At 66.3% G+C, this 23,821-nt stretch carries 19 protein-coding genes; 7 read left to right on the top strand and 12 right to left on the bottom strand.

The genetic code is table 11. From position 1 onward, the window contains the following. Window positions 1–7 precede the first annotated feature (7 nt). From ACQCSZ_RS23840 to ACQCSZ_RS23830, 3 genes are all read right to left on the bottom strand, one after another. The gene (locus ACQCSZ_RS23840; RefSeq protein WP_427006047.1) at window positions 8–316 is read right to left on the bottom strand and encodes a hypothetical protein; all 309 of its coding nucleotides are present in this window, start codon (window positions 314–316) and stop codon (window positions 8–10) included. Then, window positions 316–1,482, bottom strand: coding sequence for an aminotransferase class V-fold PLP-dependent enzyme (locus ACQCSZ_RS23835; protein WP_427006046.1), 1,167 nt, complete (start codon window positions 1,480–1,482; stop codon window positions 316–318). The genes ACQCSZ_RS23840 and ACQCSZ_RS23835 overlap by 1 nt, the downstream gene beginning before the upstream one ends. A 163-nt stretch (window positions 1,483–1,645) precedes the next feature. Further along, window positions 1,646–2,113 carry a MarR family winged helix-turn-helix transcriptional regulator gene (locus tag ACQCSZ_RS23830; RefSeq protein ID WP_427006045.1) on the bottom strand — a complete coding sequence of 156 codons (468 nt, stop codon included), beginning with the start codon at window positions 2,111–2,113 and terminating at the stop codon, window positions 1,646–1,648. Window positions 2,114–2,204: 91 nt separating this feature from the next. Here ACQCSZ_RS23830 and ACQCSZ_RS23825 point away from each other — a divergent pair, with 91 nt between their 5' ends. The 3 genes from ACQCSZ_RS23825 to ACQCSZ_RS23815 all read left to right on the top strand — a co-directional run bounded on the left by ACQCSZ_RS23825 (window position 2,205) and on the right by ACQCSZ_RS23815 (window position 6,844). Beyond that, on the top strand, window positions 2,205–3,479 hold the full coding sequence (locus tag ACQCSZ_RS23825) for a multidrug effflux MFS transporter (protein WP_427006044.1): 1,275 nt from the start codon (window positions 2,205–2,207) through the stop codon (window positions 3,477–3,479). A gap of 227 nt (window positions 3,480–3,706) precedes the next feature. Next, window positions 3,707–5,461 carry a cytochrome c oxidase subunit I gene (ctaD, locus tag ACQCSZ_RS23820; protein ID WP_427008443.1) on the top strand — a complete coding sequence of 585 codons (1,755 nt, stop codon included), beginning with the start codon at window positions 3,707–3,709 and terminating at the stop codon, window positions 5,459–5,461. 258 nt (window positions 5,462–5,719) lie between these two features. Next, window positions 5,720–6,844 (top strand): FUSC family protein, encoded by a 1,125-nt coding sequence (locus tag ACQCSZ_RS23815; protein WP_427006043.1) that lies wholly within the window; start codon window positions 5,720–5,722, stop codon window positions 6,842–6,844. Window positions 6,845–6,883: 39 nt separating this feature from the next. Here the strand turns inward: ACQCSZ_RS23815 and ACQCSZ_RS23810 are convergent, their stop codons facing one another. From ACQCSZ_RS23810 to ACQCSZ_RS23790, 5 genes are all read right to left on the bottom strand, one after another. Further along, complete coding sequence (locus ACQCSZ_RS23810) at window positions 6,884–7,786, bottom strand: aldose 1-epimerase family protein (protein ID WP_427006042.1); 903 nt, start codon at window positions 7,784–7,786, stop codon at window positions 6,884–6,886. Beyond that, entirely contained in the window at window positions 7,783–9,303 is a 1,521-nt protein-coding gene (araA, locus tag ACQCSZ_RS23805; RefSeq protein WP_427006041.1) for an L-arabinose isomerase, read from the bottom strand. The genes ACQCSZ_RS23810 and araA overlap by 4 nt, the downstream gene beginning before the upstream one ends. 39 nt (window positions 9,304–9,342) lie before the next feature. Next, window positions 9,343–10,053 carry an L-ribulose-5-phosphate 4-epimerase gene (locus ACQCSZ_RS23800; protein ID WP_427006040.1) on the bottom strand — a complete coding sequence of 237 codons (711 nt, stop codon included), beginning with the start codon at window positions 10,051–10,053 and terminating at the stop codon, window positions 9,343–9,345. Then, window positions 10,050–11,807 (bottom strand): ribulokinase, encoded by a 1,758-nt coding sequence (araB, locus tag ACQCSZ_RS23795; RefSeq protein ID WP_427006039.1) that lies wholly within the window; start codon window positions 11,805–11,807, stop codon window positions 10,050–10,052. The genes ACQCSZ_RS23800 and araB overlap by 4 nt, the downstream gene beginning before the upstream one ends. A 151-nt stretch (window positions 11,808–11,958) precedes the next feature. Next, on the bottom strand, window positions 11,959–12,999 hold the full coding sequence (locus ACQCSZ_RS23790) for a LacI family DNA-binding transcriptional regulator (protein ID WP_427006038.1): 1,041 nt from the start codon (window positions 12,997–12,999) through the stop codon (window positions 11,959–11,961). 318 nt (window positions 13,000–13,317) lie between these two features. Between ACQCSZ_RS23790 and chvE the strand changes: the two genes are divergently transcribed. The 4 genes from chvE (at window position 13,318) to ACQCSZ_RS23770 (ending at window position 17,620) form a co-directional block, all read left to right on the top strand. Next, window positions 13,318–14,442: a multiple monosaccharide ABC transporter substrate-binding protein gene (chvE, locus tag ACQCSZ_RS23785; RefSeq protein WP_427006037.1), complete on the top strand. Its 1,125-nt coding sequence runs from the start codon at window positions 13,318–13,320 to the stop codon at window positions 14,440–14,442. Window positions 14,443–14,547: 105 nt separating this feature from the next. Then, window positions 14,548–16,077 carry a multiple monosaccharide ABC transporter ATP-binding protein gene (gene mmsA, locus ACQCSZ_RS23780; RefSeq protein WP_427006036.1) on the top strand — a complete coding sequence of 510 codons (1,530 nt, stop codon included), beginning with the start codon at window positions 14,548–14,550 and terminating at the stop codon, window positions 16,075–16,077. A gap of 5 nt (window positions 16,078–16,082) precedes the next feature. Beyond that, window positions 16,083–17,390 (top strand): multiple monosaccharide ABC transporter permease, encoded by a 1,308-nt coding sequence (gene mmsB, locus ACQCSZ_RS23775; protein ID WP_427006035.1) that lies wholly within the window; start codon window positions 16,083–16,085, stop codon window positions 17,388–17,390. A 23-nt stretch (window positions 17,391–17,413) separates the two neighbouring features. Beyond that, a complete protein-coding gene (locus tag ACQCSZ_RS23770; protein WP_427006034.1) occupies window positions 17,414–17,620 on the top strand; it encodes a hypothetical protein in 207 nt (68 codons plus the stop codon). A gap of 243 nt (window positions 17,621–17,863) precedes the next feature. Here the strand turns inward: ACQCSZ_RS23770 and ACQCSZ_RS23765 are convergent, their stop codons facing one another. From ACQCSZ_RS23765 to ACQCSZ_RS23750, 4 genes are all read right to left on the bottom strand, one after another. Continuing rightward, entirely contained in the window at window positions 17,864–20,101 is a 2,238-nt protein-coding gene (locus tag ACQCSZ_RS23765; RefSeq protein WP_427006033.1) for an alpha-galactosidase, read from the bottom strand. 177 nt (window positions 20,102–20,278) lie between these two features. Next, on the bottom strand, window positions 20,279–21,619 hold the full coding sequence (locus tag ACQCSZ_RS23760; RefSeq protein WP_427006032.1) for an ABC transporter substrate-binding protein: 1,341 nt from the start codon (window positions 21,617–21,619) through the stop codon (window positions 20,279–20,281). A 62-nt stretch (window positions 21,620–21,681) separates the two neighbouring features. Continuing rightward, the gene (locus tag ACQCSZ_RS23755) at window positions 21,682–22,644 is read right to left on the bottom strand and encodes a carbohydrate ABC transporter permease (protein ID WP_427006031.1); all 963 of its coding nucleotides are present in this window, start codon (window positions 22,642–22,644) and stop codon (window positions 21,682–21,684) included. 12 nt (window positions 22,645–22,656) lie between these two features. Further along, complete coding sequence (locus tag ACQCSZ_RS23750; protein WP_427006030.1) at window positions 22,657–23,622, bottom strand: carbohydrate ABC transporter permease; 966 nt, start codon at window positions 23,620–23,622, stop codon at window positions 22,657–22,659. Between the last annotated feature and the right edge of the window lie 199 nt (window positions 23,623–23,821).

Here is a 23,821-nt window from a genome sequence, read left to right as displayed (position 1 = left end):
GCTCAAGCTATCGGCTCCGCTGCCCCGGCGCCGGTCCGTCCTTCATCCGCCACGCACTGATGAGGAGCCAAACGGTCCAGACCACCGTCAGGGCTATCCCCGACAGTGTGGGCACGGAGTTTGCCGCCGAGAAGTCCCGACGATCCAGCGAGTCGGCGTGAAAGACCCCGGCCGCCAGCGACACCACGACGCCGGCAACGAGCAGCGTCGCAGCCAGGCGCACCGTTGTCCTTGCCGCGGTTCCGGCCCCCGGTCCTGTCAGGACCGCCGGAGGCCGGGTGCCGCCGTCGCCTGCCGGGAGATTTTCTAATGTCATCACCGCCCCTTTCCGGCCCCGCCCTGCACAGCCTCGACCGCCTCGAGGGCCAGCCGGACGTCCGCCATCCCGTTGTAGAGGTGGGGCGAGATCCGCACGCGTTTGTCGCCGGTCCAGGCCAGCACGCCGTGGGCCTCGAGGCCGCGGCGCCACCGGCTCTCGTCGTCGACGTTGAAGGCAACGATGCCTGCGCGCTTGCCGGAGTCCGCAGGAGTGAGCATGTCCATTCCCCGGGCGTCCAGCTCCGTCCACAGGACATCCGTGAGGGCACGCACGTGGCTTTCGATTCTGGCCAGTCCGCTGGCGCGAAGGTAGTCGATGCCGTTTCCCAGGATCTGCACGCACAGGGCCGCGGGGTTCCCCAGTTCGAAGCGCCGTCCGTCCCGGACCGGCGTCACCGTGGTGTCCCGGACGTCGGCGTCGACCCACGCGGCGGACGTCCACCCGGACTCCCGCGGCTGCCAGTCCGGCTGCCGGTCCGCATTGCAGTACGCGATTCCGGCGCCGTGCGTGCCCAGGGCCCACTTGTAGCCGCACGAGAACGCAAAGTCGGTCAAGGTGATGTCGAAGCCCGCCACGCCGAGGGTCTGGGACACGTCCACCACCAGCATCGCCCCGCACGAGTCCGCAATCGCCCGGTACTCGCTGAGGTCGATCAGCTCGCCGGTGTAGTAGGAGACCAGGCTGGTCACGATGGCCCGGGTGCGGCCGTCCACGGTGTCGGCGTAGCGCTGGGGATCCATCAGATGGTCCGGGCTCGTGACGAGACGGATCTCCAGGTCCGTGCCGGTCCGCCACGGATACAGGACGGAGGGATATTCCCATTGCGGCATCACGACGTTTCCCCCGGCCGCGTCGATGCCGCGGGCCACCAAGTTCACGGCCTGCGCGACATTCTGCGGAAACCCCAGCTCCGCGGCCCGGCACCCGAGCAGGGCCGCCAGCGAATCCGCCGCCCGTGACACCTTGGCGTAGATGCGTTCACGCCCTCCCATCCCCCGGGCCTTGTCCTGCATGAATTCGCTGAACACGGCCGCCTGCGAGGCGAGCATGGGCGTCTCCCCCGCGGCCGCCAGATGGCACAGCCCGGGAAGCCCGGCGAAATCACCCGGGCTGACAAGGGGTGGCAATCCCGGGTCCGGGACACCGTTCCGCTGCTGGGACATGCCGCCGCGCCTCCTCCGGAACTTGGGCCTTCCCCCGCCAGGCGATCGGCCGACGCTTCAATGCTGGCCTCGGTAACTGCCGGGCACAAGGGGCAGCGGGAACGACGACGGCGGGACGTCCCGCCGTCGTCCTCTCGCGGTGCGCCGGGGGCGCCCATCCTTGTCAGGGCGCGGCGGCCAGCCCGGTCCGAAGTTCCACTTCGAGGGCCGCGAGGGCCTCTGCCGCGTCAAGGATGGCGTTCACCTGATCTGCCGGAAGCCGCATCATGGCCGCACTGATGGAACCGGACCAGGCTTCCGCCACTAGCCTTTTGTTCTTCAGCGCAGTCTCGGTCGGATGCAGCAACGCCAGCCTGCGGTCAGACGGACTGGATTTCCGGCGGACGAGGCCGCGGTCGACCAGTGCCCTGACGGCCGCACTGGCATTGCTTTGACGCAACCCCAACGCAGCGGTGAGCTGCGAAACGGTCATCCCGGGTTCCGCAATGACGCGCTTCAAAACGGCCAGTTCCGAAGCGGGCAGCGGATCGAGGCCGGCAGCCGAGGGCAGAACGCGGTGGATCGTCCAGGCGAGGGTATGGAGCTGGGAGCCCAAGTCCTGCAATCGAAGGTCGCCGGTGGTCGTGGTCATGGTCCCAGCTTAACCCATATGTTGACATATATATAGATTCATAAGTACAGTCCTCGCGGACCATCACTCCCCTCCTGGTTAGGAACCACCTGTGACCACAACATCCCCGCCGGGCGCCGCCCAGCTGCCGGGCCTGGTGATCGCGGTCCTGGCCCTGCTGACCGCCGTGAGCCCGCTGTCCACCGACATGTACCTGCCCGCCTTCCCGCAGATGGCGGCCGATCTCGGCGCCTCGGCCACCGGCATCCAGCTGACGCTCACGACCTTTCTCGTCGGCCTGGCGCTCGGCCAGCTGGTCATCGGCCCCCTGTCCGACGGCACGGGACGGCGCAAGCCGCTGATCATTGGTGCCGCGATCTGCCTCCTGGCCAGCATCGCCACTGCCGTTGCCCCGACCATTGAATTCCTCATCGTGGCTCGCTTCATCCAGGGCTTCAGCGGCGCTGCCGGCGTGGTCCTGTCCCGCGCCATCATCGCCGACTCCGCCAAGGGCGTCCGCGGCGCCAAGCTGCTGGGCCTGATGATGATCATCGGCGGCATCGCCCCGGTGCTGGCCCCGGCGCTCGGGGGCGCCATCATCGCCGGGCTGGGTTGGCGCGGCGTCTTCTGGGTCCTCGCGTTCATGGTCGCCCTGATGTTCGTCGCCGCGCTGTGCTTCATCAAGGAATCCCTTCCGGCATCCGGGCGGCAGTCCGGCGGCGTGAAGGCCATGTTCCGCAGCGGCAGGACCGTGCCCTCGAACCGGAACTATGTGGGCTACCTGGTCACGTTCTGTTTCGCTTTCGCTGCCATGTTCGCCTACATCTCGGCGTCGCCGTTCGTCCTGCAAAACATCCTGGGCCTGTCCCCCGGCACGTACTCGCTGGTCTTCGGCGTCAATTCCCTGGCCATCATGATCTCCGCCATCATCGCCACCCGCCTGGCGGGCCGCGTCGCCTACCGCAAGATGCTCGGCGGCGGCGTCATCGCGCTTCTCCTCGCCTCGGTGGCGCTGCTGGCGGTCGTCATGACCGGCGTGTCCATGATCCCGACCCTCGTGCTGCTCTTCGTCTTCCAGGGTTCAGTGGGGTTCATCTACGGCAATGCCACAACCCTGGCCCTCGGGGAAGCCAGCCACCATGCCGGCACCGGTTCGGCCTTCCTCGGTGCCTTCCAATTCGTCCTCGGCGCCGCCGTCTCGCCGCTCGTCGGCCTGGCCGGCGACCACGATGCCCGCCCCATGGGCATCGCCATGGCCGTGGCCGCCGCCATCTCCGCCGCGGCGTTCTTCCTGCTGACCCGCCACCGTTCCGCCAGTGCAACAGGAACGGACGGGCAGCCCGCACAGACTCAAGCTGCAGAAGCGGCGGAAGCGGCTGCACACTGACATCTGCCGCCACTCCGGATGAGGGAGGAGCCGGCAGGCACCCCGGTGTGAACCGGCCCGTTGTGATCGGGCCTGTTGTGATCGGGCCTGTTGTGATCGGGCCGGCGAGCTTATCATATGGGGACAGGCCTGCCGGTAAACCGGCATGGAGGCCCGCCTCAGTGTGAGGGTGCAGAGCGCCAGACCCGCCCGGCCGGCACCCATCCTCAGAGTAAGGGGAGATGAAATTGGCCACATATGAATACTCATCCCCGGCCGCCACGGCCACGGCAGCCCCAAGTGTGGTGCCGGCGCGCAAAGGCAGCATCGTCGTCAAGTGGATCACCTCGACCGACCACAAGACCATCGGGTACCTGTACCTGATCGCGTCCTTCGTGTTCTTCTGTCTGGGAGGGGTGATGGCGCTGCTGATCCGTGCCGAGCTGTTCGAGCCCGGCATGCAGGTCCTGCAGACCAAGGAACAGTACAACCAGCTGTTCACCATGCACGGCACCGTCATGCTGCTCATGTTCGCGACGCCGCTGTTCGCCGGCTTCACCAACGTCATCATGCCGCTGCAGATCGGGGCACCCGACGTCGCCTTCCCGCGGCTGAATGCGCTGGCCTTCTGGTTCTTCCTCTTCGGCTCCACCATCGCCATGTCCGGGTTCATCACCCCGCAGGGCTCGGCGTCGTTCGGCTGGACCGCCTATGCGCCGCTGAACAACACCACATTCACCCCCGGGGTCGGCGGGGACCTGTGGGTCTTCGGCCTGGCACTCTCCGGCTTCGGCACCATCCTCGGCGCGGTCAACTTCATCACCACGATCATCTGCATGCGTGCCCCGGGCATGACCATGTGGCGCATGCCGATCTTCACCTGGAACGCGCTGGTCACGTCCATCCTGGTCCTGATGGCGTTCCCGCCGCTGGCCGCGGCGCTGTTCGGCGTCGGCGCGGACCGCCGCTTCGGCGCGCACATCTACGATCCCGAAAACGGCGGCGCCATCCTCTGGCAGCACCTGTTCTGGTTCTTCGGCCATCCCGAGGTCTACATCATCGCCCTGCCGTTCTTCGGCATCGTCTCCGAGATCTTCCCGGTCTTCAGCCGCAAGCCGATCTTCGGCTACAAGGGCCTGGTCTACGCCACGATCGCCATCGCCGCGCTGTCCGTCACCGTTTGGGCCCACCACATGTACGTCACCGGCTCGGTGCTGCTGCCGTTCTTCTCCTTCATGACCATGCTGATCGCCGTGCCCACGGGCGTGAAGTTCTTCAACTGGATCGGCACCTTGTGGGGTGGCTCCATCACGTTCGAGACCCCGATGCTGTGGAGCATCGGCTTCCTGGCCACGTTCCTCTTCGGCGGCCTGACCGGCATCATCCTGGCCTCACCGCCGCTGGACTTCCACGTCTCGGACTCCTACTTCGTGGTGGCGCACTTCCACTACGTCGTCTTCGGCACCGTGGTGTTCGCGATGTTCGCGGGCTTCTACTTCTGGTGGCCCAAGTGGACCGGCAAGATGCTCAACGAGCGGCTCGGCAAGATCCACTTCTGGATGCTGTTCCTGGGCTTCCACGCCACGTTCCTGATCCAGCACTGGCTCGGCGTCAGCGGCATGCCCCGCCGCTACGCGGACTACATGCCGCAGGACAACTTCACCTGGATGAACCAGTTCTCCACCTACGGGTCCTTCCTGCTGGGCGCGTCGATGATCCCGTTCCTCTGGAACGTGTACATCACCTGGCGCAGCAACGAACGGGTGGAAGTCGATGACCCGTGGGGCTTCGGCGCCTCGCTCGAGTGGGCCACGTCCTGCCCGCCGCCGCGCCACAACTTCACCTCACTGCCGCGCATCCGTTCCGAACGCCCGGCCCTGGACCTGCACCACCCCGAACTCCGGGTCCGCTCGCACGAGACAACCCACTCGCCTGCGGCGGAAGTTCTCGGCGCAGCCGATATCGGCGAAAAGGATGTCCGCAGCCCCAACCCGGACGAATAACATCCGGACGTCCGGCGCCGCTGCCCCGCTGCAGGAACGGGCGCTGCCGGCACCACGGCAGGCCGCTCCGCCACAGGGCGGGCCAGCCGCCGTCGGGAGCGCCGCCTGATCATCTGCAAGGCGCAGGTTTCGATTTGTGAGTCCTCGATTTCCGGAACCTAAGCAAACAAGGGTTTGCTTAGGTATGCCCGGGCGATCGGCGGCACCCGCGTCCGGCAACCAGTACCAGAATGAGTGTCCGGAAGGGCGGAGGCCGGCATGAGGCAGTCCCTGCTGCGGCATTTCCGTACCCTGCACAGCCTCGCCCCGGCCAACAACGATCATTTATCGGCGCTGCGCGTGGCCGTGAGCGTGGCCGTTCCGTCACTGGTTCTCCTCGTCGCCGGGCGCCCCGAGCTGATCATCTACGCCGTCTTCGGCGCCCTGACGGGAATGTACGGGCGGTCCGAAGCCCACCAGCTTCGGCTCAGGCACCAGGCGCAAGCGGCGCTGGTGCTGCTGACCGGCGTGGGCGTGGGCGTCTTTCTGTCCGTGAATCACCTGCACTCGTGGTGGCTGGTGGGTGTGGAAGCGCTCTTGGCCGGCGTCGGTTCGGTGTTCTCCGACAGGGTGAACCTCAAGCCCAACGGCCCGTTCTTCGGCATCCTTGCCCTGGGCGCGTGCGCTTCCGTTCCCACGGCGGTTCCCTGGCCGGTCGCGCTGCTCATCTGCGCCGCAGCTGCCGGGCTTTCGCTCGCAGTGGGTTTTGGCGGCTGGATCCGCGGCCGGGCGTGGAACCCGGGAGCGGTCCGGGTGGCGGCGCCCCTGCGCGGACCCCGCAGGCAGCTGGCGGTCATCCACGCGGCACGGTACGTCCTGGCGGTCGGCACCGCGGGGACCATCGGCGTTCTCAGCGGCAGCGGCCATCCGCACTGGGCCATGGCGGCGGCGGCGGTCCCGCTGGCGGGCGCCGATTTGCCCAGCAGCGTGCACCGCGGGCTTCACCGCATCATGGGCACGTTCCTCGGCCTGGTGCTCGTCGCCGTCGTGCTTCTTCCAGGCCCGTGGGCCCCCTTGCGACTCTTCCCGGGGGCGGAGGCCGCAGTGATGGCGGTGCTGGTCATCATTTTCCAGTTCACCACCGAACTTTTCATGACCCGGCACTACGGCCTGGCCATGGTGTCCTTCACCCCGGTGATCCTGCTGATGACACAGCTTGCCGCTCCGGCGGACCCGTACGTCCTCATCACCGAACGCGGCGCGGAAACCCTGGTGGGCGCGGTGACCGGCATCCTGGTGATCGTCCTTGTCCGCCGGCACCGGCGGATTACACCTCGGTCCGCCGCGGCGGACCGAGGTGATCCGGGCGGGCAGCACCCGAAGATTACCGAAACTACCGTGTAGCGCCCGGCGGGGAGTGGGGCTGCCGGCCGTGGGGCCCAGTCAGGCGGCGAAGATACTCCAGGCGGCTTCATGGGTCGCGCCGGGTTCCAGCCGCACCAGGTCCTCGCCGCTGTTGAAGGCATCCGGCGGGCAGGTCATTGGTTCGACGGCGAGTCCCAGCCGGCTGGGCGAGGGCGGCTGCTTGTCCGCGGTGTGGACCTGCAGCCAGGGGCAGCTCCGGTCCCAGGCCATGCCGACGCCGGTTCCGCCCGGGTCCCGGACGGTCAGCTGTGCGCGGCCGCCAGCGTCGAAGGCGACGGCTGTGAAGGCGTGGTCAATTTCCGTGGCGCCGATGGCGCGCGGCGCGCGGAAATCGAACTCGTGGCCCGCCACGCTCCGGGTGGCAACGGGCAGCAGCCGGTCCGGTGTCACCTCAAGGAAGGAACCCGCCGGGATCTGAAGTGTCCATTCATCCAGCGGCGCCGGCCCAGCCAGCAGGTAGGGGTGCGGGCACACGCCGTAGGGCGCCGCATCCACACCGGTGTTGGCTGCTGTTACGCGACTGTGCAGCCCCTCGGCGGACAGCCGGTAGCGGACGGTGAGGTGCAGGCTGAACGGGTAGCCGGGTGTCGGCTCCAAGGTGCAGGAGAGCTCCACCGACGACTCGTCGCGGGATTCCAGGGTCCATGCCGTGCCGAAAGCGAAGCCGTGAAGGGCACACGCCCGTTCGGGTTCGTTGACGGGCACCTCGTAGTCCACGCTGTCGAAGGTGTACCTGCCGTCGGGGATCCGGTTGGGCCAGGGCGCGGCGATAATTCCCCGAAAATCGGGAATGGGGCCGCCCGCCGGGAACGGGACGATCAGGTCCCGTCCCCGGTGGCGCAGCTCGCGGAGGGCGCCGGCGCGTGCCGTGACGACGGCGGCGTACTCCCCTGCCTGGATCTTGTATTCGCCTGTCCTCACAGTCCGCCGGCCAGCCTGTAATAGGCGGCGTTCCAGTTCAGTTCCTTCTTGAACCCCTTGATGGTGGTGCCCTCGTCGATCGTCAGGAGCTCGGTGCGGGCGATCTCCGCGAAGTCCTCGAAGACATCCATGCCCACAGCCGTGGTCAGCACCGTGTGGTGTGCCGCCCCGGCGGTCAGCCAGGCAGCGGCGGAGGTGGCGAAGTCGGGCTTGGGGGACCACAGCGCCCGCGCCACCGGCAGGTTCGGCAGCGGCTCGTCCAGGTCGACGACGTCGACGGCGTTCGCGACCAGGCGGAAGCGGTCGCGCATGTCGGACAGGGCAACGACCACCCCGGGTCCGGCGTCGGTGTCGAAGACCATGCGGACCGGGTCCTCCTTGCCGCCGATGCCCAGCGGGTGGATTTCGACGCGGGGTTTGGTGGCGGTCAGGGACGGGCAGACCTCCAGCATGTGCGCGCCGAGGATCTTCTCCTGTCCGGGCGTCAGGTGGTACGTGTAGTCCTCCATAAGCGAGGCGCCGCCGGGCAGTCCGGCGCCCATGACCTTGGCCGCGCGGACCAGGATGGCGGTTTTCCAGTCGCCCTCGGCGCCGAAGCCATAGCCGTCGGCCATCAGCCGCTGGACGGCCATGCCGGGAAGCTGCCGCAGCGCGCCGAGGTCCTCGAAGGACATGGTGAAGGCGGCGGAGCCGTTGGCCTCAAGGAAGCTGCGCAGGCCGAGTTCGATGCGGGCGCTGTAGCGCAGCGAGTCGTGCCGCGCTCCGCCGGCGCGGAGCTCGGGAACCACCTCGTAGAGGCGCTCATATTCGGCGACGAGGGCGTCGACGTCGGACTCAGCTGCGCCGTGCACGGCGTCGGCAAGCTCGTTGACGGACCAGGTGTTCACCGAGACGCCGAAGCGCAGCTCGGCTTCGGTCTTGTCACCTTCGGTGACGGCGACATTGCGCATGTTGTCGCCGAAGCGGGTCAGTTTCAGCCTGCGGACCGCCGCCCAGCCCGCCGAGGCGCGCTGCCACACTCCCACCTGCCGGGAAACCTCGGGATTGGAAACGTGGCCCACCACCGTCTTGCGGGGAATGCCCAGGCGGGACTGGATGTAGCCGAACTCGCGGTCGCCGTGGGCGGCCTGGTTGAGGTTCATGAAGTCGAAGTCGATGTCGGCCCAGGGCAGTTCCACATTGGCCTGGGTGTGCAGGTGCAGGAGAGGCTTCCGCAGCAGGTCCAGGCCCTGGATCCACATCTTGGCGGGCGAGAACGTGTGCATCCAGGCGGTCACGCCGATCACTGCGTCGTCGGAGTTGGCTTCGAGCGCGGTCCGGCGGATGGCTTCGGAGTCGGTGAGGACAGGCCTCCAGACGATCCTGACCGGGACGTCGGAGGACTGGTTGAGCTGGTGGGTTATCGCCTGGGACTGCGCGGCCACCTGCTTGAGGACATCTTCACCGTAGAGGTGCTGGCTTCCGGTGAGGAACCAGACCTCGTACTGCTTGAGGGAGGTGTTGTTGGCGTTCGACATGGGTTCTCTCCTGGGAATTCTGGGAAGGTTTCGGGCGGCCTAGCGGCCGTAGACGTTCTGGTAGCGGGCGTAGAGGGATTCGATCTTGGCCGGATCGATCGGCAGCGGCTCGCCCAGCTGCCGTGAAATGTGGACCGTGCGGGCCACTTCCTCGCACATGACGGCGGCCTTGACGGCGGAGCGGGCATCTTTGCCGATGGTGAACGGGCCATGGTTCTGCATCAGGACGGCCGGCGAGTGGGAGGCCTGCAGGGTTTCGACGATGCCGCGGCCGATCGAGTCGTCCCCGATCAGCGCGAACGGGCCAACCGGGATGCTTCCGCCGAATTCGTCGCCCATCATGGTCAGCACGCACGGGATGGCCTCGCCCCGCGCGGCCCAGGCAGTGGCGTAGGTGGAGTGGGTGTGGACCACTCCCCCGACGTCCGGCATGTGGCGGTAGACATAGCCGTGCGCGGCCGTGTCCGAGGATGGCGAGAGTTCCGGGTTGGTCCACTCCACCGGGGTTCCGCCTGAGTCGGCGGAAATCCCTGTCACCGGGCTGCCGTAAAGGTCCGTGACCACCATGAGCCCGGGGGTCAGCTCGTCGTACGAAACCCCGGACGGCTTGATGACCATCAGGTCATAGCCCGGGACCCGGGCGGAGACGTTGCCGGCGGTCCAGACCACCAGCTCGTAACGGGTGAGCTCGGAGTGCAGGTCACAGACCTCGCGGCGGATCCGGGCGATCGTTTCCAGCAGCGCGCTCATGCCGAGACCTCCTCTACGCGTTCGGCGGCATCGGTTGCGCCGGACACGGGTCCGGCGTCGCCCAGGCCGGGCCTGGCCTTACGCTGGATGGCCTTGAGCCGGTGCATGACCTCGTTCGTTCCCCGGCCGAAGTAGTCATGCAGGCTCCGGTACTCCCGGAACAGTTCCTCGTAGGCCGCGACGTTTTCCGGGATAGGGGTGTAAACGGCGCCTGGCTCGGATCCCATGGCTTCCGCGGCGGCCCGGATGTCCGGGTACTCGCCGGCGGCGACCGCCGCGTGGATGGCTGATCCGAGGGCAGGTCCTTGGCTCGACCCGATCGTGGAGAGCTGCAGGCCCGTGATGTCGGCGTAGATCTGCATCAGGAGCGGGTTTTTCAGCAGCCCGCCGGCGACGATGAACTCCGTCACGGGGACGCCCGAGTCGCGGAAGGCATCAACGATGGTGCGGGTGCCGAAAGCCGTGGCCTCCAGCAGGGCACGGTAGGTGTCCTCCGGGCGCGTGGCCAGGGTCTGCCCCACCACGACACCGGACAGTTCGTGGTCCACCAGCACCGAACGGTTGCCCGAGTGCCAGTCCAAGGCAATGAGTCCGTGCTCGCCGATCGCCTGGCGGGAGGCGAGTTCCGTGAGGTACTCGTGGATGCCGAGCCCCTGCCGGTCCGCGGCCTGATGGTATTCCGGCGGAACGCCGTACTTGGTGAACCAGCCGAAGATGTCTCCCACGCCGCTCTGGCCGGCCTCGTAGCCCCACAGTCCGTCCACGATGCCGCCGTCGACGACGCCGCACATGCCGGGGACCTCATGCAGCCCGGTGCCGTTCATGACATGGCAGGTGGAGGTGCCCATGATGGCAACCAGCTGGCCCGGCTCGACAGCCTTCGCCGCCGGCGCCGTGACATGGGCGTCCACATTGCCCACCGCGACGGCGATCCCCTCGGGCAGGCCTGTCCAGGCTGCGGCTTCGGCGGTGAGGTAGCCGGCGGCATCCCCCAGCCGGCCGATGGTGTGCTCCAGCTTGGCGCTGACGAAGTCCTTGAACTCCGGGTTCAGGGCAGCGAGGAAGTCCTCGGAAGGGTAACGGCGATCCTGGTAGATGCCCTTGTAGCCGGCGGTGCAGGCGTTGCGGACGTAGTTTCCGCACAGCTGCCAGACAATCCAGTCGGCTGCCTCGACCCAGTGGTCCATGGCCGCGTACGCTTCCGGATCCTCTTCCAGCAGCTGCAGGCCTTTGGCGAACTCCCACTCGGAGGAGATCAGCCCGCCGTAGCGCGGCAGCCAGGTTTCGCCCAGTTCCGCTGCAAGGGCATTGATGCGGTCCGCCTGGGGCTGTGCGGCGTGGTGCCTCCACAGCTTCACGTAGGCGTGCGGCCGGTTGGCGAATTCCGGCAGCTCGCTCAGCGGAGTGCCGTCTGCCTTGACCGGGACCATGGTGCACGCGGTGAAGTCGGTGGCGATTCCGACGACGGCGGAGGCAGCGATCCCGGCGTCGGCGATCGCGGCGGGGACGGCGTGGCGGAGGACGTCCCGGTAGTCGTTCGGGACCTGAAGTGCCCATTCCCCGGGAAGCCGGGCGGCGCCGTCGCCCGCTGTGTCTGCAGGAAGCGCATCGGACAGGACGGCGTGCGGATAGTCGAAGACCCCGCTGCCCAGCTCCTTGCCGTCGCTGACGCGCACCACCACGGCACGGCCGGAGAGCGTCCCGTAATCGACGCCAATCACAAAGTTTTCGGTTCCGCCGGCTGTCACGTCCATCAAAATCCTCCAATAAAGTTCCGCAGCGTTGCGAACCCTTTCATTGTTAGCGCTAACAATCAGCCTGTCAAGAATCAATCTCCAATGACGGCTCGGTTGACGCGGCAGACCGACCGGGTCGGGGCCGCGGGGCGGCCTACCGCGGAGCGGCCTACCGGGGGGCCTGCCGGGGGGCGGAAATATGCATGGTGGACGTGCTGGCGCGCACGACAAGTTCGGGATTCACCACGGTGGTGCTGCCTGCGGCGCCGTCCTCTATCTGCGCCCGCATCATGTCCATGCAGCGCCGCCCGAGCTCCTCGAAATCCTGCCGCACCGTGGTCAGCGGCGGCATGAAGTAGGCCGCTTCCGGCTGGTCATCGAAGCCGACCACCGACACGTCCCGGGGCACGCGGATACCGGCTTCGCCGAAGGCGCGGAGCATCCCGAGCGCCATCTGGTCGTTGCCCACGAACACTGCCGTCGCCGAGCGCTTTTCGGCGAGCCCCTGGCCGATGCGGTAGCCGCTGCCGGCACTCCAGTCACCTTCCACCAGGAGATCGGCTTCCAGGCCGGCCTCCGCCATCTCCTCACGCCAGCCCGCGGTCCTGGCTGCGGCATCGATCCAGTCCTGGGGGCCGGAAATGTGACCGATCCGCCGGTGGCCCCGGCTGATCAGATGGGCGACGGCCAGCCGCGCCCCCAGTTTCTGATCCACCATGGCACCGCTGAAGCGCCCTGCCCCGCCGGTTCCCACCACCGCAACCGGCACGGCAAGGTTCAGTTCTTCGAGGGCTTGGAGTGTCCCCTCGCGCGGGACGATCACGATGATTCCGTCGACACCCTGGTCCGTGAAGTGGCGGACAGCATCTGCGATGGAGTCCGCGCCGGATTCCTTCAAGGCGGCGATGCTGACGAAGTATTCTGCCTCGCGGGCGGCCTGCTGGACGCCGAGAAGGGTATTGGCGGGGCCGTACTGGCCAAGTTCGGTGCCCAGTACGCCGATGGTCTGCGACCGCCGGGTAACCAGGCTTCTGGCCGCAGTATTGCGCCGGTAACCGAGTTCGGCGATCACAGCCTCGACCCGTTCGCGGGTGGCCTTGCTGACATTGGGGTGCTTATTAACCACCCGCGAGACGGTCTGGTGGGAAACGCCGGCGCGCGCTGCAACGTCTTCAAGGCGCGGCACCTGCCGGTCACTGCTGTTCCCCATGCGAGGCACCCTTCCGGTACGGGACAAGTACGTTCCAACATCCTACGGCCGGCATCCGGCGTCGGTCGCGCCGGCGTCGGCCGGTGCGTTCACCGGAACCGCCGCCCAAGGGATCATGTCTCGGCCTGTGACTTGACCCACAACGCCGGGTGATGCAAACTTTCACTAACGAACTTGTTAGCGCTAACACTCTTCCGGGTCCGTCACCTCTCGTCGAGATAGCTAACCGGATCTTATTACAGGACCGTCGAAGAGCGCAGATGCTTTTCGAACCAGTACCACTTCGCGGACCCTACAGGACCGCGGAAGGAGAATATCGTGAGGATCAAGAAACTCCTGGGCGCCTTCGCTGTCGTCCTCGCAGTCACAGTGGGGGCCACGGGTTGTGGCTCGCGGGGCGGCGCCGCCAGCCCCTCCGGCACAGCGGATGCCGCGGGCTCCCTCGTGGGTATTTCAATGCCCACCCAGACGTCGGAGCGCTGGATCGCGGACGGCAAGAACGTCTCCGACTCCGTGACGAAGCTGGGCTATAAGACTGACCTGCAGTTCGCCAACGACGACATTCCTACGCAGGTTTCACAGATTGAAAACATGCTGACCAAGGGTGCGAAGGCCCTCATCGTCGCTGCCATTGACGGCACCACCCTGACCGATGTCCTCGCAAAGGCGAAGGAGCAGAACGTCAAGGTCATCGCGTATGACCGCCTCATCAACGGGTCACCGAACGTCGACTACTACACAACATTCGACAACTACACGGTGGGTGTCCAGCAGGCCACATCGCTGCTGACCGGCCTGGGCCTTCTTGACGCCAGCGGCAAGAAGGTGGACGGCACGGGCCCGTTCAACGTGGAACTCTTCGCCGGCAGCCCGGATGACAACAACGCCAACTTCTTCTGGACCGGGGCCATGGACACCCTGAAGCCGTTCATGGATGCGGGAACACTCAAGGTCCCCAGCGGCCAGACCAAATTCGAGCAGGCCGCCATCCTGAGGTGGCAGGCTCCCGTGGCACAGAAGCGCATGGAAGACCTCCTCACCGCGGCCTACAGCTCCGGCACCAAGCTCGACGGCGTCCTCTCCCCGTATGACGGCCTGTCCATCGGCATCATCTCGGCACTGACCAGCACCGGCGGCTACGCCAAGGGCAGCCTGCCCATCGTTACGGGCCAGGACGCCGAGAAGGGCTCGGTGAAGTCCATCATCGCCGGCGAACAGTACTCCACGATCTTCAAGGACACCCGCCAGCTCGGTGCACAGGCCGTGAAGATGGTTGATGCAGTCCTGAAGGGCCAGGAGCCCGAGGTCAACGACACCAAGACGTACAACAACAAGGTCAAGGTGGTTCCCGCGTACCTGCTCAAGTCCGTGATCATCACCAAGGACAACTACAAGAAGGAACTCATCGACTCGGGGTATTACCCCGAGGCCGACGTCAAGTAGCCACCTCGCGGGGTTGTGGCCGGGCATCCCGTCCGGCCACAACCCCTAGCGCAGGCCCCTGCAGCCGCAGGCAGCCCAGTTTCGACCAGTCAGTGGGAATTGACGATGAATACACCAATTCTTCAAATGCGAGGAATTACCAAGACCTTCCCGGGCGTGAAGGCCCTCCAGGACGTCACCCTGGACGTGAACCGCGGGGAAGTCCATGCCATCTGCGGTGAGAACGGAGCGGGAAAATCCACCCTCATGAAAGTGCTGTCCGGAGTTTACCCGCACAACTCTTTTGACGGCGAGATCCTGTTTGAAAACGAACCGTGCAGTTTTTCCAGCATTACCGACAGTGAAAAGCGCGGCATCGTCATCATCCACCAGGAGCTGGCACTAAGCCCGTACCTGTCGATCGCCGAGAACATCTACCTCGGAAACGAGCAGGCCAAGAACGGCTGGGTGGACTGGCGCAAGACCAACCTCGAAGCAGCCAAGCTGCTGGCACGCGTTGGCCTCAGCGAAAACCCCGTCACCCCAGTCCAGCACATCAGCGTGGGAAAACAGCAGTTGGTGGAAATCGCCAAGGCCCTTTCCAAGGAGGTCAAGCTGCTCATCCTGGATGAGCCCACCGCCGCCCTCAACGACGAGGATTCGGGCCACCTTCTGGACCTGATCCTCCACTTGAAAGGCCAGGGCATCACCAGCATCATCATCAGCCATAAGCTCAACGAGATCCGCAAAGTCGCGGACGCCGTCACCATCATCCGTGACGGCAAGACCATCGAGACCCTCCGCTTGGACGAGGGACAGATCACCCAGGAGCGGATCATCCGCGGCATGGTGGGCCGGGACCTGGAAAGTTTGTATCCGGACCGGGATCCCAAGATCGGCGAAGAAGTCCTCCGGATTGAGGACTGGTCCGTCCAACACCCGCAGGACCACACGCGCATCGTCGTCCATAATGCGAGCCTGAACGTGCGCAAGGGCGAAGTGGTCGGGCTGGCCGGCCTCATGGGAGCCGGACGGACCGAACTAGCCATGAGCGTCTTCGGACGTACATACGGCACCGCTATCTCAGGGAAAGTCTTCAAGTACGGGCAGGAAATCAACACCTCCACCGTTTCGGCGGCGATCAAACACGGCATCGCGTACGCAACGGAGGACCGCAAGCGCTACGGGCTGAACCTCATCGAGGACATCAAACGCAACGTCTCCATGGCGGCGCTCGGCAAGCTCGTCAAGCGCGGGTGGGTGGACAAGAACGAAGAAACCATCGTGGCCAACGGCTACCGGAAGAGCATGAACATCAAAGCTCCCTCGGTGGCTGCCATCACGGGCAAGCTTTCGGGCGGCAACCAGCAGAAAGTGGTGCTGAGCAAGTGGATGTTCTCCGACCCGGACGTGCTGATTCTTGATGAACCGACGCGGGGCATCGACGTCGGCGCCAAGTACGAGATCTACACGATTATCGCCAAGCTCGCAGCAGAGGGAAAAGCAGTCATCGTGATCTCCTCCGAACTGCCCGAGCTTCTGGGCATCTGCGACCGGATCTACACCCTGTCCGCCGGCCACGTCACCGGGGAAGTGGCCATCGCCGACGCATCCCAGGAAACCCTTATGCACTACATGACCAAGGAAAAGGAATAACGAACATGTCGGCCCTACGAGAATCCCTCGGCTTCCTGACTAGCCGCCTGCGCCAGATTGGCATCTTCGTCGCCCTGATCCTGATCGTCCTGCTCTTCCAGGTGCTGACCGGGGGAATCCTGCTGGAACCGCAGAACGTCACCAACCTCGTTGTCCAGAACAGCTACATCCTCATCCTGGCGATCGGCATGGTGATGGTGATCATTGCCGGCCACATCGACCTCTCCGTGGGATCCATCGCCGGTTTCATCGGTGCCGTTGCCGGTGTCATGATCGTCCACTGGGGATGGCCTTGGTGGCTTGCCATCCCGGCCTGCCTGCTGGTCGGCGCGCTGGTGGGCGCCTGGCAGGGGTACTGGATCGCCTACGTCGGCATCCCCGCCTTCATCGTCACCCTGGCCGGCATGCTGATCTTCCGCGGCCTGACCCTGATCACCCTCAAAAACCAGCAGATCACCCCGTTTCCCGCCGAGCTGCGCGCCTTGGGCGGAGGCTTCCTGCCCGACATCTCCGGCGGCACGTCGGCGCTGGAATGGCTGACGGTCTTACTGGGCGTCGGCGCCACGGTCGCCCTGCTGATCCAGGCGGTCAAGGAACGCCGGATCCGCAAGAAGTTCGAGCTGGAGAACGAACCGATGGCCTGGTTCGCCACCAAGACCACGTTCATTGCCCTGCTCATGCTGACCATCACTTTCCTGCTCGCCTCCTACCGCGGCACCCCGATTGTCCTGATTGTGCTCGCGGTCCTGGTGATCGTTTACACGGCCCTCATGAACAACAGCGTTTTCGGCCGCCACACCTACGCCATCGGCGGCAACCTGCACGCCGCGGAACTCTCCGGCGTCAAGACAAAGGCCGTCACGTTCCGGCTCTTCGTCAACATGGGCGTCCTCGCCGCACTGGCCGGCCTCGTATTCACTGCCCGCCTGAACTCGGCGCAGCCTGCGGGCGGCACCGGCTTCGAACTGGACTCCATTGCAGCGGCCTTTATCGGCGGCGCCGCGGTCACGGGCGGCATCGGGACCGTGGCCGGGGCCATGATCGGCGGCCTGATCATGGGCGTGCTCAACAACGGCATGTCCATCCTTGGCCTCGGCACGGATTACCAGCAGCTCATCAAGGGCCTGGTGCTCCTCCTGGCCGTCGGTTTCGACATCTTCAACAAGAACCGAGGTGGCCGCGGCGGCGGAGCCAGCATGGGCAAGCGTTTCAAGCTCAAGACGACGCCACCGGCCACCGAGCCGGCAAAACCTGCCGGGGAGCGCCCGGTTGCCGCGGGTATCCAGCAGACCAGCACCGTCCAGAACCGTTGACACAGCAGGGAGGGAAAGCCCCCATGACAACCATCGAACGCATCGACATCCGCGTCACCAGCAGGCGCCTGCTTGACGAACGTCTCCAAGCCGCCGTGCGGCACCTGCAGGAAATCGCCGTCCTGACCGGAACTCATGGAATCCTGATCACCCGAAACGGGCCCGGGAACTTCACTGCGGAGCTGTCCGAGCACGTTCCATTCGGAATGACCCGCGAACTCACGTACTGACAGCGGCCCGCCAGGGGCGTGCGCCAACTGTGCGGGCAGGGCAAGCTCCTGCCCGCACAGCCCGTTAAACACTCCGCCGCTACCTCCGTCAGGCTCAACCTGCCCGAGCCAGCGGCCCCGTTCCGGGCGTGATTTTCGCTGCGCAACTGCGCCCTCGCTGCGCAAAATACCCGGCGCTACGGGCATTCCCATTCACGTAGCGCCGGGTATTTTGCGCAGCGCAGCCCTGAACCCTTTACGAGGCTAGCTGCCGACGGTTGTTACTTTCAGCAGCACGGCGTGCTCCGGGTTGAGAATGGGCATGGGCAGGCCCACCTCGGCCAGGAAGCGGCCGCTGGCCTCAGCCCCGGATGCCAGCCATGCCGGGGGCTGGACCTGCGTGAAGGTGTGGGCGTAGTCAGCGTCGCCCGGCGCCGGGAAGACGGCCTCCACCCGGTAATTGGTTTCGGCGGGAAGGCCCGGGATGGCGACCCGTCCGGGCTGCTCCGAGAATGAGGTCCGCGTGCTGACCAGGGCAAACAGCGCCGCCGTCGAGCCCGGCACCGCACCGCCACCAGCCGCCACGTCGGCTACGACGCCGTGCAGCATCCGGGCGTCGTCGGGCATGTCCGCGCGGACCATCCGGCCGCTGTGGATCAGCCCGCGGTGCTCCTTGTAAAGCCGGATGAAGCGCTTGAGCTCCTCGCGCTCGGCGCCCTGCACCTGCCGGACGTCCCACTCCATCCCGAAGTGGCCGAACAGCGCCGTAATGGCGCGGAAGGAGAGGTCATGGGTGCGGGCCGTCGTATGCGAGGTCGTGGGGCCGATGTGTCCGCCCACGAGCTCCGGCGGAACCACCAGGCCGGTCCAGCGCTGGATGGTCTGCCGCTCCAGGGCATCGTTGCAGTCCGAACCCCAGATCCTGTCGGTGCGCTCCAGGATCCCGAGGTCCACCCGGGCACCGCCGGACGAGCAGCTTTCAATCTCGACACCGGGGTGGGCCTTGCGGAGCTCATCGAAGAGCCGGTAGGCGGCGAGGGTCTGTGCGTGGACCGAGGCGCGGCCGGCGTGGCCGTGCTCCAGCAGGTCCCGGTTCTGGTCCCACTTGAGGTAGCTGATGTTGTTCTCGCGCAGCAGCGCATCCACCCGATCGTAGATGTACTGCCACGCATCGGGATTGACGAGGTCGATGATGTGCTGGTGCCGCCACTCCAGCGGCAGGCGGCCGCCGTCCTTGTAGCTCTGGGCGGAGGGCCCCGCGATCCACTCCGGGTGCGCCCGGACAACATCGGAGTCGAGGTTGACCATTTCCGGTTCCACCCAGAGGCCGAACTCCATGCCGCGGGACGTGACCGCTTCGATCAGCGGCGTGAGTCCCGCCGGCCAGAGGGCCTCGTCCACGTACCAGTCGCCCAGGCCGGCGTGATCGTCGCGGCGTCCGCGGAACCAGCCGTCGTCGAGCACAAAGCGCTCGACGCCGAGCTCCGCGGCGGAGTCCGCGAGTTCGATCAGGGTTGTGAGGTTGTGGTCGAAATACACGGCCTCCCAGGTGTTCAGCACCACCGGGCGGGGCTTTCCGGCGCCGTGTCCCGCGGCGGCCGGCAGCACGTGGTGCGGGCGGTTCCGGAACCAGGCGTAGAAGGCTTCGCTGACGCCGTCGAGTCCGCGGTCCGAGTACGCGGCGAACAGCGCGGGGGTGGCGTAGCTGCCGCCGGGCGCCAGGACGATCTCGGCCGGGCCGAGCAGCTCCGATCCGCCGATCATGGTCCGGCCGTCCGCGACACTGTCCGCGAACTGCTCGTGGTTGCCGCTCCACGCCAGGTGCGTTGCCCAGACCTTGCCGTGGCGGTTGCCGAAGCCGGCGGTGCCCGCGGCGAGGAGCAGCGAGGAATCGTGCCCGGTGCGGCCGTGCCGGCCGGTCCGCACCCAGGTCCCCTGCTGGATCGTCCGTCGCTGCGGGTGGCGTTCCCGGCACCAGCGCCCGGTCAGGTCCAGGAGTTCGACGGCGTCCGGCGCCACCGGGAGCACCGTGGCCAGCTCGTCCAGCTGGAAGGGCGAGTTTCCCGTGTTGGTGACGGTATGGCGCAGCTCCAGCAGCCCGCCGTCGTGCAGCCTGAGGGAGGACGCAACGCTGATGCCGGCGTCGGCGTCAGACTGGACAATCACAGCGGTGTTAGGCACCGCGGAATTCCTGGCGGGGCCCGCACCGTCCGCGGACACGTCCGCCACGCGGAGCCGGACGGAGAAGTCATGGCCCGGGACGCCGTCGGCGATCCGGTGGCCGCGCAGGGCCGGACGGCCCTGCCAGCTCGAGGAAGCCTGCGGAAGCAGCCCGGCGGGCATGGCCGCATCGACGGCGGAGTGCGGGACGGGCCCGCCGAGGATGGCCAGGTCGGGAAGGGAGGCGCCCAGGTCGGCACCCCAGTGGATCACCTCGGCCTCCCCGCTGTCGAAGCTGATCACCAGGCTGGTGCTGGCGGAGCGCAGGTACAGGGGATCCATGGCGGGTCTCTTTCGGTGGTTCGGCGCGCGTCCGGGAACGCTGGAGTCGTGGGAGTGCGGGGTGGTGCGGGGAGGGAAGTCCCCGGGTGCCGCCGCCGCGGGGAGGAAGCGGCGGCACCCGGAGCGGGTGACGGCGGGCGGCGCCGCAGTCAGCGCCTGCCGTTCCGGCGTCGGGCCCTACTTGAAGAGGGCGTTGACCTGGTCGTTGGCTTCCGTGAGGGAACTGGCCGGCTTCTTGCCCGAGAGGACGGCGTCCATCGCCGGCTTCATGATGCCGTCCACCTTGGCCGCCTTATCCGCGATCGGGAAGAGGAACGTGGTGCTGTCCTTGACGTGGGTGGTGAAGGCGGAAACGTCGGTGCCCTTGTCCGCGAAGGCCTTGGCGGCGATCTCGGAGGAGCTGGTGATGGCCGGGAACACCACGGCCTTCTTGGCCACCACGTCCTGGCAGGCGGTGGAACCGAGGTATTCGACCCACTTGACCGAGGCAGCCGGGTTCTTGGTGCCGGCCCAGACGGAGTCGGCCAGGCCGTTGAACATGCTGGCGCGCTTGCCTTCAGGGCCCTTGGGGGTGGGGGCGAACGCGGTCTCCACGCCCTTGTAGCTCTGGTACTGGCCGATCAGCCAGTCACCGGTGGTGTTGATGGCGGCCTTGCCGGCACCGAAGTTGTCCGCCAGGCTGGCGCCCACGGTGGTCTCGAGCTTGGGCATGTAACCCTTCTCGGTGAGGCCGGCCCACCAGCTGATGGTGTCCTGGAAACGGGGGTCGTCATAGTTGAACTTGGTGCCCCACGGGTTCTTGTCCTTAGCGGTCCAGCCGGTGGTGCCGGTCAGGAAGCTCCACTCGGTCTGGCCCTGGCCGGAGCCGCCGCCGGCCAGGCCGAGGCCGTAGACCGCCACGTTGGTCTTGTCGAAGCCGGCCTCGTCGCCGCGGACGCCGTTCTTGTCCACGGTCAGGTGGGCGATCGCCTTCTCGTAGCTGCCGCCGTCCTTCGGGTTCCAGTCCAGGTTCGCCATCTGCTCGGCGCCCAGGCCTGCGGAGTCCGTCATGGCCTTGTTGTAGAACAGGCCTACCGTGTCCCAGTCCTTGGGCAGGCCGTAGCGCTTCCCGTCCTGACCCACCCAGAGCTCGGGGAGGCCCTTGCTGTAGCTGTCCAGCTTGATGCCGTCCTTGGCCACGGCGTCGTCGAGGGAGAGCAGCTGCTTCTTCGCGGCGTACTCGGGGTACTTCGAGAGGTGGTTGGTGAAGACGTCCGGGGCCGTGCCGGCAACGAAGCCGTTGGTCAGCGTGGTCCAGTAGTCGTCCCAGCCGCGCTGGGTGATCTTGACCTTGATGTCCGGGTTGGCCTTGGTGAAATCGTCCGCGCACTGCTGGTAGGCCGGGAGCTGGTTGGCGTCCCAGAGCCAGTAGTTGATTTCGCCCTTGGCTTCGGCGGATGCCGGGCCGGAACCGCCGCAGGCGGAGAGTGAGAGGGCGATGGCTGCGGCGGCAGCGACGGCGCCGAGGGTCTTCTTCATGGTGGACCTTTCGTGGAAGTGCTTGGGGAGTGAAGTGCTTGTGGAGTGTTTTCGGTGAAGAGTTACTTGATGCCGGAGAAGCCGATGGAGTTGACCACCCGTTTGCCGAAGGCGATGAAGAGCAGGAGTACGGGCAGGGCCGCCACCAGGGTTGCGGCCATCAGGCCGGACCAGTCGGGGGCTCCCTGCGGGGACTGGGACTTGAACACGCCCAGGCCCACGGTGAGGACGCGGACGCTTTCGTCCTGGCCCACCAGCAGCGGCCAGAAGTACTCGTTCCACTGGCCGATGAAGGTCAGGAGGGCCAGGGTGGCCAGCGGCGCGGCGGCGTTGGGCAGCACGATCTGGAAGAAGATCCGGAGGTGCCTGGCGCCGTCGAGCATGGCTGCTTCCTCCACCTCCCGGGACATGCTCAGGAAGAACTGCCGCAGGAAGAAGATGGCGAACGGGGTCATGAACAGGAACGGCAACGCCATGCCGGCGAAGGTGTTGAGCAGGCCCAGGTTCTTGATCATCAGGAAGTTCGGCAGGGCGGTGAAGATTGGCGGGACCATCATCGTGGCGAGGAACAGGGCGAAGACCACGTTCCGGCCGGGCCAGCGGAGCCTGGAGAAGGCGTACGCGGCCATCGCGCTGAAGAACACCTGGCCGGCGGTGGTGACGGAAGCGAAGATGATGGAGTTGCGCAGGTAGAGCCAGAAGTTGATGGCGGCGCCGGAGCCGCCGTCGGCGATGGCCTCTTCGGGGCTCTGCAGGCCGAGGACCCGTTTGAAGGCGCCCAGGCTGAAGTCCGCGGGAAGCAGGTTGCCGGCGTTGGCGGCCAGTGAGTGGTTGCTGGACAGCGCGGTGCGGAGCATCCAGAGGAACGGTGCCACCGTCACGGCGACGGCAACGGCGACGAGGGTCCAGGCGCCGACGCGGCGCCAGTTGACGGGCTTCCGGCGGGCTGGCTCCCCGGGGGCTGATTCCCCGGGAACGGAGGTGGCGCTGACTGGCTTCTTGCGGGAAAGGGTGGAGGTAGTCATGGCTGGGGTTCCTTAGTCCAGATCCGATTCGTTGCCCTTGAGGAACTTCATCTGGATGAAGGCCACCAGGGCGAGAATGACGAAGAGAATGACGGACAGGGCCGAGGCGTAGCCGAAGTCGGATTCACCGAAGGCCTTCTGGTAGATGTACATCTGGATGACGCGGGAGGCATTGACGGGGCCGCCGCCCGTGGTCACGGCCACGGTGTCGAAGACCTGGAAGGAACCGATCACGGTGACCACCAGGACCAGCACCAGCACCGGGCGCAGGAGCGGCATGGTGATGCTCCAGAAGGTCCGGGTGGGGGACGCGCCGTCGAGCGAGGCGACTTCGTAGACGTGGTTGGGGATGGACTGCAGGCCGGCGAAGATCAGCAGCGCCGTGTATCCCATGTGGCGCCAGACGTTGACACCGGCGATGGTGGGGATGGCCCACTGCTCGCTGCCGAAGAAGGCGATGCGGGGCAGGCCGAGCCAGCTGATCAGCTCATTGACGATGCCCATCTGGTAGTCGAGCATCCAGAACCACAGCAGGGCAACGATGACGTTGGCCACGAGGAACGGCAGCAGCAGTGCGCCCCGGATGAACGTGGACTTGGCCACCCGGTGCATCAGGAGGGCCAGCCCGAGGGCGATGATGGTCTGGAAGCCGATGTTGAGTCCGACGTACTGCACGGTCACCCCCATGGCGTTCCAGAACAGCTCGTCGCCGAAGATGGCGGTGTAGTTCTTGGTGCCGATCCAGGTGGGGTCACCCAGGATGCTGTATTCCGTGAAGCTGAGGTAAATGCCGCGCACCGTGGGAACCAGATAGAACGCGACGAAACCGACCATTGCCGGGAGGATGAACAGCAGGGCGATCCGGAGATCGCCGAGGCGGCGTCCCCTGCCGGCCTTTCCGGCCCTGCCTGCTTTTCCGCGATGCGAGGGCTTGGATCCGCCGGCCACTGGATCCGGAAGCTTGGTGATGGTAGTCATCGTCGACTCTTCCTGGTGGTGTGATGTGGATAACAACTGAGAGGGAATCTACACGAGTAGATAGCGAGTGGCAAGAGAGATTTCGCGGTTTCACTGTGTTTTTCTCGTTCTCACCAACAGTGATTGACTCGTGTAGATCCCCGTGCGACACTTTCCCAAAGCGTGCACGACGAGAGATTGGGCTGTGACAGCATGGATG

It is taken from the genome of Pseudarthrobacter sp. H2 (genome assembly GCF_050157045.1).
Taxonomy (GTDB): domain Bacteria; phylum Actinomycetota; class Actinomycetes; order Actinomycetales; family Micrococcaceae; genus Arthrobacter.
This window is presented reverse-complemented; position numbering and strand designations above follow the sequence as displayed.